Below are 15,113 nucleotides of genomic sequence, written 5' to 3'. Positions count from 1 at the left end.
ATGGTGTTTTCTTTTAATTCTTTTTAGGAATTTTCTTAACATCATGAAGTGTGTATACTCAATCCAGCAAGAAGCTCTTCTGTTATCATCAAAACTATAAAAATGTCCTTAACACCCGTATTACCTCTGCCCTGAATCTCTTCTCAGGGGAGAGGTTTTTTTTGCCTGTGTATAATTTTGATAATCGTCATATATAGATAATTTAATATTATTGTTCTTGTTGTTTTACATTAGTGATGACGACAGGTTTTGTTCTGTGAACCATACGGTAATGTTGAAATAGTATCGCTATGAATCTATTTCATGGTGAATAGTATGATTTCATCTTTATTTATATGGGTATTATATAGTTTTTCTTATAACTATCTGTTTTTAAGCGTTATGTTAATTTTCGCTTTTGAAGTAATTGTGATTTTGTTCACGGATTTTAGTGCGTTAAGTGGCTATTTGTAGAGAGGTGCAAACGGTTGCATGTTGCTGTTACAGCATTTGTTCATTAAAAAAATATAGCGATGGTATGTCTTGTGTCGGTATCGGGGGCAAGAATCTAAATGATTTTTATTATCCCTTAGACATACGAATTCAGTTTATGACTTCTGTTAGCTTAACACCATGGAAAATGTAGTAAAAACAGACAGGGAATATGATTTTATCAATCAAAAGGAGTTTTTAATCACTGGTATAATTACTGGCCTTTTTTATCTTCCTTTATATAAATCGTTGTCGTAACACCCATAAAATCAGCGTTCTGGGATGAGCGCTGATTTTATTTTGTTCTCAGATTATTCAACCCACGCTGTATGCAGGTCTTCTCTTGCAGTACCTCGTAAATGATACATTAAAGGATCTCCTGGAATGGATATTGTTGAACGCTTTATTAACTACACGAAAATCAATACCACGACCTCAAGGGAAAATGGTGCTAATGGGATAATGCCTTCTTCACCTGGTCAAATGGAACTGGCAAAACTACTTGCAGTAGAACTTGAAGCATTAGGAATGGATAACATTGAGGTCAGGGATACCGCTATTGTGACCGCGACCTTACCTGGAAATACCGATGACACCATCCCTGTCGTTTCCTTTTTTGGTCATCTGGATACCAGCGCAGAACAGACCGCGGACACAAATGCGCAACGTCTTCACTACAGCGGTGGGGATTTGTGTCTGAACCAGGAGCTGAATATTTATCTGCGTGAAAGTGAATTCCCGGAACTGAAAAATTATATCGGTGATGACCTGCTGGTGACGGATGGTACCAGTCTGCTAGGGGCTGATGATAAAGCCGCCATCGCCGCGATTATGAATGCCCTGGAGTACCTTGTAGCGCATCCGGAGATTAAGCATGGGCCGGTGAAGGTCGGTTTTGTTCCTGATGAAGAGCAGGGATTACGGGGAGCAAAAGCGTTTGATGTTGCGGCGTTTGGCGCTGATTTTGGCTATACCCTGGACTGCTGCGGCATTGGAGAGTTTGTCTATGAGAACTGGAACGCGGGTGATGCGGAAATCATCTTTACCGGCCAGTCCGCGCACCCTATGTCGGCCAAAGGTAAGCTGAAGAACTCTCTGCTGATGGCGCATAAGTTTATTGCGATGCTGCCCGGAGGAGAGGCGCCTGAGTATACGGAAGGACGCGAAGGGTATTACTGGGTAAAACAGCTTCAGGGTAACAGCGCCCGTACGGTACTTAAGCTGGATATCCGGGATTTTACCGAAGAAGGGTATAAGGCGCGTATGGCATATATCCGTCAGCTTGCCGTCAGCACCTGCGCGCTGTGGGGAGAAAACAGCGTGGTCTGCCATTTAACCGATCGCTATGCCAATGTGTTCAATAGTTTGCAGGGCGATGCACACTACCCGATTGATATTGCGTTACGCGCGTATCAGAAGTGTGGCATTACCCCGCAACCTGTCGCCATGCGTGGTGGGTATGATGGCGCAGTGCTATCGCAGAAAGGACTGCCTTGCCCGAATATTTTTACCGGTGCCCATAACTTTCATTCAATTTATGAATATCTACCGGTGCGTTCACTGCGAGCCGCCAGCGATGTGGTGGTAGCGGTCATTGAGGAAACCTTTGCTGAGTTCGCGCAGAGGAGAGCTCAGTCATGATTCAGGTGTTAATTGCCCTACTGGTTATCGTGGTGGTCGCGCGTCTGATACTGAAAGGTTATCGCGCTGAACCCGTGCTGTTCATTGCGGGCCTGGTGTTGATGATTTGTACGGCGTTAACCGGATGGGGTTCTGTATTACCGAAGGGCGTTGCCAGTACGGGGATTTCATTTCTCGATCCTTTCGAGGTGATGCGCGATCTCTTTAGTACGCGTGCTGCCGATCTCGGCCTGATGATTATGGCGCTCATGGGATTTGCGCATTACATGGATCATATCGGGGCAAATGAAGCGGTTGTGCGGGTCGTGACGAAACCTTTGCGCGCGCTGCGTTCGCCCTATGTGCTTCTATTTTTCTCCTATCTGCTCGCCAGCCTCCTGCAGTTGGCCATCCCATCCGCTACCGGGCTTGCCGTGTTGCTGATGGGGACGATGTTCCCCATTATGCTGGGGTTAGGGCTTTCTGCGGCCTCGGCTGCTGGGGTTATTGCCACCTCGCTTGGTGTGGCGTATACCCCGACGGCCATCGATGCTATCAGGGGATCTAAAGCGGTTAATATGGATGTGGTGGAATACGTTGTTTACCACCAGGGACCTGCAGCGCTGGCAACCGTGCTGGTCGTGGGCGTCTGCCATTTCTTCTGGCAGCGGCATTGCGACCGTAAAGCGGGGACGCTTCCACGGGAAATCGGTAGCGCTGAGGTGACTGATTCAGGAAAAGCCCCGGCTTTTTATGCGCTTCTCCCGATGCTTCCGATACTGATGGCGGTGGGATCATCGGAAATGTTCGTCAGTGGTATTAACCTGAATATTATCACCATTGTGCTCATTTCAATGGCTGTCTGCATGTTGATTGAGTGGTTGCGGGTGCGTGATTTAAAGTCAGTATGCGAAGGATTCAGCCATTTCCTTAAAGGCATGGGCACCGCCTTTACCGGGGTGGTTGGGCTACTGGTTGCGGCAGGTGTTTTTGCTCACGGAATTAAAGTCATTGGTGCCATTGATCAATTAATCCTGATGGCGGAGCACGTGGGATTACCTCCATTTGCTATGGCGGTGGTGTTTGCGCTGGTGACGCTGGCGGCAGCAATTATTATGGGATCGGGTAATGCGCCATTCCTTGCTTTCGTTGAGCTGATCCCGCAAATCGCGGCAAGTATGGGCGCTAACGCTGTTGCCATGATCCTGCCGATGCAACAGGCATCACATATGGGGCGGGCAATTTCACCGGTTTCCGGCGTGGTGATTGCCGTTTCCAGTGGGGCGAAAATAACGCCATTTGATGTGGTTAAACGTACCGCCGTACCGTTGATTGTGGGCTTTGTAACGCATACCCTGATCATCGGTATTTTCTATTAACTTCGTCTGTAATAAGCAAACTTCCGGGTTGCTGAATGCCCGGTAGTTTGCTTTTTCTGTTTACAGGTCTCATCACAAAAGGTGATATTGATTACTGGTGATTATTATTAACCTTTATCTTTATCGCATTATTCTTATTAGTCATTGTTGAGCCACCCCAGATTAATGATTAATAAGTATGATGTATTATATTTGCACGTTTATTACATAGGGATAAGTTAATCTGGATCATATTTTGACGATTTTAGTTGTAGTAATTTTTTAATAGAGTAATACAAGAATGACGTGGAATAACAATGATGATTTATTTGGGCAGGTTTAAGTGGTAAGGGATTCTGGAAGAGTTAGTACGTTACGACATCATTATCAGGATGATCTGGAAGCCTTTACCTGGAGTGCGTTAGTCGCAATTGGTATCGCAATAAAGGATCATAAAATCTACTCTAAAATGTCAGAGCATCTATTCATTATGCATTGGCTGGCTATTGCCAAAAAAAGAAAAATCTTTTCGAAGAGCATTGTCAGTGAGCTTCAGTGGTTAATTGATGAGGGGAAGAAAAAAAGCCTCAATGCACAACTTAAATTTAAAATAGAATATTTGTACGCCACATCGAGTGGTGATGTGACAATGCAAAACGACTATTTTAAATTTACTCACACGATTGAAGTGTTGAGAAATAATGGATGGGAGAGCTTTCTGCTCACTCCGGAGAAGTGGCAAGGCCTTCATGAAAGTATTAAGGTCAGAAAAGGTGACTTTATTTTTATGGATGACACCCGGCTTCAGGAGTGCTTTGGCGTGCAGGGCGAGATAGTCAAACCTTTCTGTATTCGAGTGTACGGCGATATTGAGTTTGCAAAGTTAACGTTCATCAAACATAACCTGCCGGTTGAATTTGTGAAACATATTTCGAATGAGTTTTATTACTTCAATTTTCTTTCAGTTAAGTAATGCTTAACTGATATGGGGGACAAATTTCTGTTTGTTCAAAGAGTGTATTGATCTACCTGTGAAATTATCGGATTTATACCACGCGCAAAGGACAGCGAATGTTTACTCGAAAGTTAGTGATTACAACTGAATGGATAAGGTTGTCGGATACGCCAGACAATGTGTCCATTTATTTTCGGGGCGTTCTTGAGATCGGTGAAAGCACGGTTGTACCAGATGGCAACACTCCTTTACTTCGCTTAGAAAATGAAATGGCACCTGTCGCCGTTGATGCGTTGTCATGGGTAAGGGTGCCAGTTGAACGCCAGGAAAATGTTATCGTCTATATTTTCTGAATCCTGGTTTATAAATCCATTAATAATGTTAATGTCGATTTGTTCTTATTTTATTCCTCCCGGTGCAAGATGAGATGTCTGGCTGAACAATTCGTTGGGGATCACATCGCGGGTGAGAGCATTTGTAGCGCGTGTACATTATAAATAATGCCAAACACCGCCACCGCGAGCAGAAACAGGGAGGAGATAAAAACGCTGCGTCTGGCAAACCGCTCTGGCATCCAGCGTTTGAAAACCATGATGTAAAAAGACAGCACCGTAACATCAAAAACAACCCACACCAGCGTTAGCGTCACAATGCTGGTGGTGAAATCTTGCGTAATGGCAATGAACTGGGGAAAAAACGCTACGAAAAACAAAATGTCCTTTGGGTTAGCGACCCCTGTCAGAAATCCATGGATAAGCCCGCTGTTATCGCGTTTTGGCGTACACAGTCCGAGGTTTGAGTCCCTGGCCCGCAGGCCGTTAATCGCCATCACACCGATATACAACGATCCCACAAGACCCAGTACGCCAAGCCATATCGCAGAGATTGAAACCACGCCAGCTAGCATCAGTGCAGCCAGAGCAATCAATACTAAAGAAGCGCCGTTAGTGCCAATCAGCGTGAGAAAGGCCCGGCGATAGCCGTGCTGCGACGCGGTGGTGGTAATCAGCGCCACGACAGGACCCGGAGTTAACAGCAGGGTTACTACGCTGAGGCTATAGGCAGCCAGTAAAGTGAAATTCATACCTGATTATCCTGATGATATTTTCCATCAGTATTCCGCCTGCGTGGCGCATTGAAAAACGAATAAAACTGCGCTCTACTGTGAGTAAAACTCAACATAGAAGCTGAGAATGACGCTACCTCCGTTGTATGCCCTGAGGGCTTTTGAAGCCGCAGCCCGTCTGGGATCGTTCAGTAAAGCCGCTATTCAACTTAACGTGACGCCGGGCGCGGTAAGCCGTCATATTCGCACGCTGGAGGCATGGTTTGGTTGCGAGCTATTTGTCCGCAGCGGCCCGCGTATCGAGATAACGCCTTCTGGCCAAGGGCTGGCGCAGCAGTTGACGGCTGGGTTTCAGAGTCTGGAACACGCGTGTCATGCCTTTCGCAGCAGCAGTCATGAGCTACGGCTGAAAGCGCCGTCTACGTTGACGATGCGCTGGCTTCTGGACGTGCTGCGTCATTTCCGTGAAGCGCATCCGACCCCGGTTGTCGAAATTTCCAGCGTCTGGATGGATACCGATTCGGTATCCTTCGGTCGTGAACCGTATGACTGTGCGATCCTGTTAGGGAATGGCCATTTTGGTGACGATACCGACAGCCGGTTGCTGTTTCAGGAGTGGCTTATCCCGGTGTGCTCACCCGCACTGCTGGTGCAGGCGCAGCGCGATCTTTCTGCCTGTGAACTGATTCATCCCTCAGCGGATCGCCGTGACTGGCGTCGGTGGCTGCAACGCACCGGGAAGTTTCCGGCGTTGAATCTTGCGCGGGGCAAAGTGTTCGACACCCTGGAGCAGGGCAGTCTTGCCGCGATGAGCGGTCATGGCGTGTCCGTTGCCGACCTGCTGTTAAGCCTGGCGGCCATTCAGGCAGGGATGTTGGCGTTACCGTTTAAAGATGCGGTAGCGACTGGCGAGGGCTATTACCTTGTCTGGCCAAAGACTTCAACACGGCTTAGAAATATTGAGCTGCTGTATCGCTGGTTAAAAGAGGCTGCGCCGTGTGTCTCCTCGGCAGATCTAAACTGGCTGGATTAAGCTGTTTATTCTGCTAATCACCAATATTGATAATGGTTCTCATTATTATTGTCGTATTGCGCAGGTAATGGTAATGTTGCTTCAGTTATAAACCGTTAATCCCATTTTCTGCGCAGAAGACAGCATGAACAATACCACCGCCCTGAATGCCTCCGGACGCGTCGCTCGCACTTTCTCCGTCAGCGAGTTTATGGATTTTGGTGAGCGCTACGGGATCGATTACCGCTTTCCCCAGTTGGCACAAAGGCCGGATTTACCGTCTGGCAGCCCTGTTCTGCAAGGTGAAATTGAGGAGATGACTCTCCCATGTGGGATGTGCGTGACGCACTCCGACGTACAGGTATTGCAACCCTACGAAACCACCTCTCGTCACGACAGCCCTCTGTATATGCTGGTGGTACTGGAAGGCTGCGTGATCCTGACGCTTAACGGACAGGAGCATGTGGTGCGCTCCGGCATGGCGTTTAGCTCACGCCTGAGTGAGCACCAGACGATGCGTGCCCGTCATCATGCTGATTGTAAACTGCGGACATTATCGCTCGGTTTGTATCCCGACGGCGCGTGTCGCACGGGGTTGCTCGAATCGTTGATGCGTGAGTGGGAAAGATGCCAGACGCCGACGCTTATCTGGCAGGTGCCGGGGTTTTTACTCAGCGGACTGCAGTACGCGCAGCAGAGTACGATTAGCCATATTTCTCGTCAGCTGATGCTGGAAGGGCTGATATTACAACTGTTTGGTCATGGCCTCAGCGTGTGTCAGGTCGAGAGCGGTAAACGTCTTGCGGCGAGCGGTGAGCAGCAGCGGCTGGAGGTCGTTCGCCGACTGCTGGAGCAGAGTCCCGAAAAAGACTACACCCTTAATGAACTGGCCCAACGCGCAGCGATGAGTCCCAGTAGCCTGCGCAGTAAGTTTCGCGCAGCCTATGGCTGTTCGGTATTCGACTACCTGCGCGATTGCCGTCTGGAACGTGCACGCGGCTATCTACTGGAGGGATATAGCGTACAGCAGGCGGCCTGGATGTCGGGTTATCAGCACGCCACCAACTTTTCTACCGCTTTTCGCCGCCGTTACGGCTTTTCACCCGGTGATTTGCTCAAACTTTGCTAATCCATATTTGCGTTTTACGCACGTGATTTCCTGACAATTTGGCACTGCGCATAGGCAACCTGGCATCCGGCATAGCTATCTCCGCCAGCAAAAAGGTAATAATTCTCACTTACAATTAGACATGCCTTTGGAGATATTCATGTTCGCGAAGACTCGCTTGGCGCTGCTGGTGGGATGGGTTACCGGCAGCGTGGCTTTTCCTCTGTTGGCGCAGGAAACAACAAAAAACGATACGGTGGTTGTCACCTCGCAGATGCAGAGCGGGGCCACGAAGCTTGCCACGCCGGATATTGAAACGCCGCAGTCGGTATCGATCGTTACCCGTGAACAGTTTGAAGAGCAGGGCGCAACCAGCGTGCGCCAGGCCGTCAGCTATACGCCGGGGGTGTACAGCAATCAGATTGGCGCTTCCAACCGCTTTGACTACATCGTGCTGCGTGGCTTTTCTGACGGTAGCCTGGATAACGTCTATCTCGATGGTCTGAAGATGATGGGCGACACCAACTCACACAGCTCGCTGGTGGTCGATCCGTGGTTCCTCGAAGATATCGAAGTCGTACGCGGTCCGGCTTCCGTACTGTATGGTCGTTCCTCTCCGGGTGGCATTGTGGCGCTGACCTCACGTAAGCCATCGTTTGATGCGGGCGGCGAAGTGAAGCTGTTTGCCGGCAACAATAACCAGCGCGGCGCGGCGTTTGACGTCACCGGGGCACTGGATGATAACGATCGCGTGGCGGCGCGACTGAGCGGGATGACGCGTTACGCGGACTCGCAGTTTGGTCCATTGAAGGAAGAGCGTTATGCGCTGATGCCCAGCCTGACATGGCGTATCACCGACCAGACGCGTCTGGATCTGATGGCCTATCTGCACCGTGACCCGGAAGGCGGTAGCCACTCCGGTCTGCCGTATGACGGCACCGTGGTTCCGCATTACGGGCAAAAGATCTCCAACACCTTTTACGAAGGCGAGGATGATTACGACAAATACGATCGCCGTGAAAACATGGTGGGCTACAACATTGAGCATATGTTTGATAGCGGTTGGTCGGTGCGGCAAAAGCTGCGCTATCTGCATACCGACGTTGAGCTGAATCAGGTGTATGCGGCGGGCTGGCTGAATGAAACCGAGCTTAATCGCGGTTACTCCGGCTCTGATGAAAAAATGTCGGCGATTACGCTGGATAACCAGCTCGACGGCAGCTTTGATACCTGGCAGGTAAACCACCGTCTGCTGGTGGGGATCGACTATCAGGATCGCAGCAACAATACTACCGGTTACTACGGCGCATTCCCGCCGATCGACGCTTTTAACCCGGTGTACGGCGCGAAGCCTGATTACATCGACATGTATGCGCGTGAGAAACACAAGTTGCGCCAGACGGGTTACTATTTGCAGGATCAGATGTCATGGGATCGCTGGCGTATTACGCTCGGTGGTCGCTACGATCAGGTCAGCGTTTCTAACATTGATAAGATCAACGATACCCGCAGCGATCTGGATAAAAACAACTTCAGCACCCGCGCCGCGCTGCTCTATTTATTCGATAACGGCTTTGCGCCGTACGTGAGTTATTCCACTGCCTTTACGCCAACCAGCTTTGCCGATGAGAACGGCAATCTGCTGGATCCGATGAAAGGCAAGCAGTGGGAAGCGGGGCTGAAATATGAGCCGGAAGGACTTAACAGTCAGTTCAGCGCGTCGGTGTTCCGTATCAATCAGACGAATATTGCCACCAAAGAAGAGCCGACCGATCCGTACCGCTCGATTGGGGAAATTGAATCTGAAGGGGTGGAGCTGGAGGCAATTAGCCAACTGACAGATAGCTTCCGTTTGCAGGCGGCGTATACCTATACCGACATTCGCTATAAGAAAAGCAGCCCGGAGGAGCAGGGCAAGCGCGCAGTGTACGCCCCGCGTAACCAGGCCAGTACCTGGCTGAGCTACGATGTGAAAAGCGGTCCGCTGGACGGCCTGACGTTGGGTTCAGGCGTGCGCTACGTTAACGGTATTACCAGCGATCGCCTGAATACTCACACCCTGCCGTCCTACACGCTGGTGGATATGGTGATTGGTTACGACTTAACGAATATCGGCATTAAAGGGTTGAGCGCGCAGTTAAACGTTAACAACCTGACTGACAAGCGCTACGTTGCGGCCTGTAACTCGCTCTCATACTGCTACTTCGGCGCCGAGCGCAGCATTGTCGGCAGTGTGTCCTGGAAATTCTGATGTTTTAGCCGGATGCGGCGCTGGCGCCTTATCCGGCCTACGGCAGCGTGCAAATCGTAGGCCTGATAAGCGCAGCGCATCAGGCTTTGTGATTGCGGTTATTTTGTAAAATCGTTCTGCAGACAAATCTGCACGCTGGCGCCTTATCCGGCCTACGGCAGCGTGCAAATCGTAGGCCTGATAAGCGCAGCGCATCAGGCTTTGTGATTGCGGCTATTGTGTAAAATCGTTTTGCATACAAATCTGCGTGCTGGCGCCTTATCCGGCCTACGGCAGCGTGCAAATCGTAGGCCTGATAAGCGCAGCGCATCAGGCATAGTGATTGCGGCTATTGTGTAAAACCGTTTTGCAGACAAACCTGCGCGCTGGCGCCTTATCCGGCCTACGGCAGCGTGTAAATCGTAGGCCTGATAAGCGCAGCGCATCAGGCATTGTGGATTGCGGCTATTGTGTAAAACCGTTCTGCAGACAAATCTGCGCGCTGGCGCCTTATCCGGCCTACGGCAGCGTGCAAATCGTAGGCCTGATAAGCGCAGCGCATCAGGCATAGTGGATTGCGGTTATTTTGTAAAACCGTTTTGCATACAAATCTGCGCGCTGGTTCTCAGCGTAAAGGCGACTTTGTCTGGGTACTGGCTGTAATAGTTATGCTCTTCTTCCAGCCCTTTTGCCTGCGCCAGACGTACCGTTTCCAGCGAGCAGGTACGGTAGATCAGGTCTTTATTCATATTGGTCTGCTTCTCGCGCTGTTTATCTGCGGACAGCGCCAGCCAGCTTTCGGACAGTGAGTAATCGTAGACCACCCGATTTCCTTTCGCCTGCACGTTCTCAATGGTAATGAATTCGTCGATTTTCAGTCTTGGCTGCCCACGCATTTTTTTCTTATCTTCCGCGGCGGCATATTGGGCCAGCGCATGAATATCCATACTGGCTATTTTCTGTTTATAAGCATCTACATAAGCGGTAGGTTGCTGATAATGCTGAGCGTAAGCGTTTCTTAATTCCCCGTCATTCATCGTACAACCTGCCAGAAACAGAGGTAATAGCAGTGCCAGTTTTATTTTAGTCATGATGTTATCCCGTTCATTATTTTGATCCCAGTCGCCCATAACAAAATAGAAAAATTATTACAGATGATATTTAAGGTTGTATAAACGAGAGCGCGATGGCACAAGTTCAATTGTCTTAAAATGGCAGGACAGGCGGGAAACCCTGCCAGAATTGGCAGGGTTTTGAACATACTGATAAAAAAATTAATGGCCGATCATCTTTGCCTTCGGGATCAGCTGGAAATACATATGGTCAGGCACTGGTGTATCCCAGACATTGGCATAAACGGCATAACCAATGGTGGCAAACAGAATGCCAAGCACCAGTAGCGTCATGGCAACACCTGATAGCGTCTTCTGTCGCCATAACGGTTTACCGTTGTCTTGCGCCCCCGGCGGTGTTTGCAGTGAGAAGCTCAGCGTTGAGGCCACCGGACAGGATTCAACGCAGGTCATGCAGCCAGTGCATTCCACGGTACGCACCTGAATCAGTCTGTCGACCTGGATATTCGACGGGCAGTTTTTCGCGCATTTTCCGCAGTCGATGCAACTGTCTGCGTTACGGCGGATTTTAAACGGCGAGAGCAGCGAGAACAGACCGAGCAGCGCACCATAAGGGCACAGATAGCGGCACCAGGCATTGCGAATAAACAGGCTCAGGACACTGATAACGACAACAAAGATGAGCGTAGCGGAGCCAATATGGCGAAAGAAATCGAGCATCTTCACGTCGATAATCATGCCATAGGCCGACATTAGAAAATACTGAATCCCCTGTGCAGGCATCGACAGGGCGATATACAAAAAGAAACTCAGCAGCAAATACTTCAGACTGAGCAGCGGGATATCCAGCCAGCGCGGCAGCGTGAAGTTGCGACCAAATACTTTTTTCCCCAGATTGCCGAGCAGTTCGGACAGCGTGCCCACCGGGCATAACCACGAACAGAAGGCTTTTTTTAACAACAGACTAATCAGGATAAACGCAACTAACAGCAGCATGGAGGCGGCATGGATAGGCGGAAGAAAACCAGTCTCCAACGTATAGCGGATATTCATCAAACCCGCGATTGGTAGCCATCCCTCAATACCACCTGGCCTTGGAATATAGACGCTGGTGCCGGCGGTTTCGAAATAGCGGACCCAGTAATAGAACGTTACGCCAATATAAATATTAATAGCCAGCAGGAGAAACTGGGTGGCTTTTCGCCAGCTGCTGGCGTTGCGCCAGTCATTCCACGGCAGTTTGCCTCCGATCGTGCCTGGACGGCGCTGCCAGCGCGTTCTTTTCTTCCCGTTCATGGTTTTATACTATCCCTCATATTTCCCCTTCTGCATTCAGAAGGCGTCATCACCGGGATATGCTAGCGCTATTCAGATTTGGTGTATTTGATTTACATCTTATTACGTGGCTGTTATTTTCATCACGCAAATAGGCCTGAATAAAAATAACAGCTCGGTATTTATCGCCGATCAGATAAATACCCTGAACGGGGTATTTATTTCTCTGTGGCGGAGAAGGTTATTCCTGATATACCTCTATGCGATCGCGGCCATTACTTTTCGCCAGATAAAGCGCGCGATCGGCTTTATCAACCAACTGTTTATAGTCGGGATGATAGTCATATTCGGTGATGCCAATGCTGACGGTAATAGAAAATGATTCTGCCGCCGATGCCGCCATGCACATCTCGGCAATCTTCATACGCAGCGTTTCGAGGATGATACTGGCCTGCGACTTGTCTGACTCGACGAGCAGGATCATAAATTCTTCACCACCATAGCGAAACACGTAATCGCTGCTACGGATATGATCATAAATGACCGCTGCGACGTTTTTGAGCGTCATATCACCAGTATTATGCCCATAGTTGTCGTTAATTTGCTTAAAGTAGTCGATATCCAGCATCGCCAGGGTGAAGGGCTTCCGCGCATGTAACGCTAACGAAATCTCACGCCGCATGATGGTTGGAATAAAGCGGCGGTTAAGTAACTGGGTCAGCGAGTCTTTACCATTTTCCTGTTTAACCAGTGCGTCAAACATTGAGGCGAGCAGGAAATGGATTTTTGCCGATAGCTGGCGGACATCCTGCAACAGGCTCATCCTCTCAGGTTCTGTTGGCTGATGCTGATGCGAAAAGGTGGTCGTCATGCGGTTGTCGATCTCTGCTATCAGCGATTCCATTTCTTTCAACAGATTGCTGTTGCCGAGAATGTGTTTTCCTTTATGTGAGAACCACATACCAAAATCAGAATTCGCCAGAAATACCATCTCACCGAAAGGCATACCGATGGCGATGTTATAGATAAACTGATTTTCCCAGTCGGTAAATGAGCGAATTTGCCGTTCGCGCTCGACGTTAACGTCATCGTAAATGGTCTGCAGGCGATACTGCTCCTGCGTATGCAGAGAGTTTTGGTGGCTTGGGGAATAGGAGACGGTCATGGCCTCCAGCGCAGTATCCATTGCCAGGCTGCTGAAACAGATAGCATTGCTCAACAGGGAAGACGAGTCGTCAGCTTTGGTTTTCAATACCCGATACAGCTCATCCTTGAGCTTACGCGCGCCGCGGTTTACCAGATCGATGGGCAGGCCGATACGGGCATGCACCACGCCAATTTCTCGCTGTTTGGCCAGCAGCTGCGGTAGATCTTCGTGCGCGCTGCCAAGCACGCTGCGTAACCAGTCAAACATACTGCCGCTGAGGCGGGTACTGACCTGTTCTGTATTGAGGAACAATGCGCTCTGGGCATGGGAGAGCATATAGTCATAAAAAACGGTCACTAAATGGCGGATCTCTTCATCGCTTAACGATGTGAGGAGCGTGTGAACGTCAGGCGATGTTTGTCGTATCAGCGCCTGCCATTCTGTAAGGAGTAATGTGTCGTTTACCGGTTCAACCTGTTCCATCTCACTGCCACTCAACCTGCGATTAAAAATTCAGGCGGTATTACGGACAATTACCTCACAATGGTCAAGTTAAACTCTCTTATCGATGGCTAATACCTTCATAAATAAGTCTTAGCGCGAAAACACCTATTATTGCGCCAATCACCCGGCTGGCAACCCGCTGGATTCGGCCATAAGCACGGCGCACGGCGGGCAATGAAAACGCCTGACTGAGAAAAATACGCCAGATAACGGAAGACAATATTATGCCTGCCCAGGCCATCAACCTGGCCCACGTAGGCGTGTCTGCGCTTAAGGTGACCGAGAAGATACTAATAAAAAACAGCACGGTTTGCGGATTTGATAAATCCGTTAGTAATCCACGGCGGAAAAATACATACCAGGGGGCGGAAAGCGGGTGCTGTAGCGTGGGCATTTGCGGCGTGGCCTGATGGCGGATGCTGTTCCAGGCAAACCACAGCAGATAGGCGCCGCCGACAATCTTAATCAATGAAAATATCTCTTCACACTGGGTGATTAGCGTTGCCATACCAAAAAGCCCAAGGCCGGAGTAAAACGCATCACCCAAGGCAACACCCAGACCGGTCATCACACCTGCGCGTCGTCCGGATGCCAGGCTAGTTTGTACTACCACGAACAGATTTGCGCCGGGGTTAAAAAAGGTTAAAACAAACAGGCTGACGGTGAGTACAACGGCGTGCAAAGGTTCCATAGACAACATTTCCATTAGTAAGCGCTTAAGTGACAGCTAACACTATAATTTTAGTGTGTTCATCATTCTGCGTATTCACTCACACTGCGCAGTGAAACGCGCTGAGATTTGCAAATGACTTCATAGATTATTTTGTGCAAACCTGGCGCGTCAGATAACGCGACGGCACAGGTTTTCTGTTATCAACGATTCGCAAAATCTCTTTATATTTCCGCCTGCTCTGGATCTTTTTGCCAGGCTGAACTACTTATTAATCATCCTTGACTCGCATGTCGAATGTTCAGGGGTCGATGATGGCATATATAACAAAATCTGGAGCTTTTATATGAAAACTGGAATTAAAGTACTTATTGGTGCGTTAGCTTTTGTTGTGACCAACGCGTACGCCGCGGAATTTATGACGAAGGTTGAGTTTGAAAAGGTTGAGTCTCAGTATACAAAAATCGGTGATATTTCAACGAGTAATGAAGTCTCTACTTCGGATGCTAAAGAAGACCTTCTGAAGAAAGCTGAAGAGAAAGGTGCTGACGTGGTGGTATTAACCTCCGGCCAAACGGATAACAAAATCCATGGCACAGCGAATATTTACAAGAAAAAATAACG

Annotated in this window: 13 protein-coding genes; 8 read left to right on the top strand and 5 right to left on the bottom strand. The window is 49.2% G+C overall.

The window, feature by feature from the left end; translation table 11 throughout:
- The first annotated feature begins 855 nt into the window (after positions 1-855).
- From pepT to OGY13_RS02195, 4 genes are all read left to right on the top strand, one after another.
- Positions 856-2,112, top strand: a complete 1,257-nt coding sequence (gene pepT / locus OGY13_RS02210; protein WP_057069053.1) for a peptidase T — start codon at positions 856-858, stop codon at positions 2,110-2,112.
- On the top strand, positions 2,109-3,470 hold the full coding sequence (gene dcuC, locus OGY13_RS02205) for a C4-dicarboxylate transporter DcuC (RefSeq protein WP_003830889.1): 1,362 nt from the start codon (positions 2,109-2,111) through the stop codon (positions 3,468-3,470). The genes pepT and dcuC overlap by 4 nt, the downstream gene beginning before the upstream one ends.
- Positions 3,471-3,792: 322 nt before the next feature.
- On the top strand, positions 3,793-4,422 hold the full coding sequence (locus tag OGY13_RS02200) for a DUF2913 family protein (protein ID WP_048226383.1): 630 nt from the start codon (positions 3,793-3,795) through the stop codon (positions 4,420-4,422).
- 98 nt (positions 4,423-4,520) lie between these two features.
- Entirely contained in the window at positions 4,521-4,757 is a 237-nt protein-coding gene (locus OGY13_RS02195) for a hypothetical protein (protein ID WP_118262431.1), read from the top strand.
- Between the two features lie 101 nt (positions 4,758-4,858).
- Here the strand turns inward: OGY13_RS02195 and OGY13_RS02190 are convergent, their stop codons facing one another.
- Positions 4,859-5,488 (bottom strand): LysE family translocator, encoded by a 630-nt coding sequence (locus tag OGY13_RS02190; protein ID WP_213752728.1) that lies wholly within the window; start codon positions 5,486-5,488, stop codon positions 4,859-4,861.
- 109 nt (positions 5,489-5,597) lie between these two features.
- Between OGY13_RS02190 and OGY13_RS02185 the strand changes: the two genes are divergently transcribed.
- The 3 genes from OGY13_RS02185 (at position 5,598) to foxA (ending at position 9,841) form a co-directional block, all read left to right on the top strand.
- The gene (locus tag OGY13_RS02185; RefSeq protein WP_048236016.1) at positions 5,598-6,503 is read left to right on the top strand and encodes a LysR substrate-binding domain-containing protein; all 906 of its coding nucleotides are present in this window, start codon (positions 5,598-5,600) and stop codon (positions 6,501-6,503) included.
- A gap of 124 nt (positions 6,504-6,627) precedes the next feature.
- The gene (locus tag OGY13_RS02180; protein ID WP_008783852.1) at positions 6,628-7,611 is read left to right on the top strand and encodes a helix-turn-helix transcriptional regulator; all 984 of its coding nucleotides are present in this window, start codon (positions 6,628-6,630) and stop codon (positions 7,609-7,611) included.
- Between the two features lie 121 nt (positions 7,612-7,732).
- Entirely contained in the window at positions 7,733-9,841 is a 2,109-nt protein-coding gene (gene foxA, locus OGY13_RS02175) for a ferrioxamine B receptor FoxA (protein ID WP_103014994.1), read from the top strand.
- Between the two features lie 560 nt (positions 9,842-10,401).
- Here foxA and OGY13_RS02170 read toward each other — a convergent pair.
- The 4 genes from OGY13_RS02170 to OGY13_RS02155 form a co-directional block, all read right to left on the bottom strand.
- On the bottom strand, positions 10,402-10,911 hold the full coding sequence (locus tag OGY13_RS02170) for a hypothetical protein (protein WP_231504623.1): 510 nt from the start codon (positions 10,909-10,911) through the stop codon (positions 10,402-10,404).
- A 183-nt stretch (positions 10,912-11,094) separates the two neighbouring features.
- Positions 11,095-12,189 carry a 4Fe-4S binding protein gene (locus OGY13_RS02165; RefSeq protein WP_213752729.1) on the bottom strand — a complete coding sequence of 365 codons (1,095 nt, stop codon included), beginning with the start codon at positions 12,187-12,189 and terminating at the stop codon, positions 11,095-11,097.
- Between the two features lie 220 nt (positions 12,190-12,409).
- Positions 12,410-13,798 carry a diguanylate cyclase gene (locus tag OGY13_RS02160; RefSeq protein WP_213752730.1) on the bottom strand — a complete coding sequence of 463 codons (1,389 nt, stop codon included), beginning with the start codon at positions 13,796-13,798 and terminating at the stop codon, positions 12,410-12,412.
- A 79-nt stretch (positions 13,799-13,877) separates the two neighbouring features.
- Positions 13,878-14,510: a LysE family transporter gene (locus tag OGY13_RS02155; protein ID WP_213752731.1), complete on the bottom strand. Its 633-nt coding sequence runs from the start codon at positions 14,508-14,510 to the stop codon at positions 13,878-13,880.
- A 325-nt stretch (positions 14,511-14,835) separates the two neighbouring features.
- Here OGY13_RS02155 and yahO point away from each other — a divergent pair, with 325 nt between their 5' ends.
- Entirely contained in the window at positions 14,836-15,111 is a 276-nt protein-coding gene (gene yahO, locus OGY13_RS02150; protein WP_032942474.1) for a DUF1471 family periplasmic protein YahO, read from the top strand.
- The last annotated feature ends 2 nt before the right edge of the window (positions 15,112-15,113 follow it).

The organism is Citrobacter sp. Cpo045, from assembly GCF_030332875.1.
Taxonomy (GTDB): Bacteria; Pseudomonadota; Gammaproteobacteria; order Enterobacterales; family Enterobacteriaceae; genus Citrobacter; species Citrobacter portucalensis.
This window is presented reverse-complemented; position numbering and strand designations above follow the sequence as displayed.

Excerpts from the sequence above, each read along its gene's own strand:
- dcuC (WP_003830889.1), top strand. The coding sequence starts at position 2,109 with ATGATTCAGGTGTTAATTGCCCTACTGGTTATCGTGGTGGTCGCGCGT.
- pepT (WP_057069053.1), top strand. The coding sequence starts at position 856 with ATGGATATTGTTGAACGCTTTATTAACTACACGAAAATCAATACCACG.
- OGY13_RS02180 (WP_008783852.1), top strand. The coding sequence starts at position 6,628 with ATGAACAATACCACCGCCCTGAATGCCTCCGGACGCGTCGCTCGCACT.
- foxA (WP_103014994.1), top strand. The coding sequence starts at position 7,733 with ATGCCTTTGGAGATATTCATGTTCGCGAAGACTCGCTTGGCGCTGCTG.
- OGY13_RS02165 (WP_213752729.1), bottom strand. The coding sequence starts at position 12,189 with ATGAACGGGAAGAAAAGAACGCGCTGGCAGCGCCGTCCAGGCACGATC.
- OGY13_RS02160 (WP_213752730.1), bottom strand. The coding sequence starts at position 13,798 with ATGGAACAGGTTGAACCGGTAAACGACACATTACTCCTTACAGAATGG.
- OGY13_RS02190 (WP_213752728.1), bottom strand. The coding sequence starts at position 5,488 with ATGAATTTCACTTTACTGGCTGCCTATAGCCTCAGCGTAGTAACCCTG.
- yahO (WP_032942474.1), top strand. The coding sequence starts at position 14,836 with ATGAAAACTGGAATTAAAGTACTTATTGGTGCGTTAGCTTTTGTTGTG.
- OGY13_RS02195 (WP_118262431.1), top strand. The coding sequence starts at position 4,521 with ATGTTTACTCGAAAGTTAGTGATTACAACTGAATGGATAAGGTTGTCG.
- OGY13_RS02155 (WP_213752731.1), bottom strand. The coding sequence starts at position 14,510 with ATGGAACCTTTGCACGCCGTTGTACTCACCGTCAGCCTGTTTGTTTTA.
- OGY13_RS02170 (WP_231504623.1), bottom strand. The coding sequence starts at position 10,911 with ATGACTAAAATAAAACTGGCACTGCTATTACCTCTGTTTCTGGCAGGT.
- OGY13_RS02185 (WP_048236016.1), top strand. The coding sequence starts at position 5,598 with ATGACGCTACCTCCGTTGTATGCCCTGAGGGCTTTTGAAGCCGCAGCC.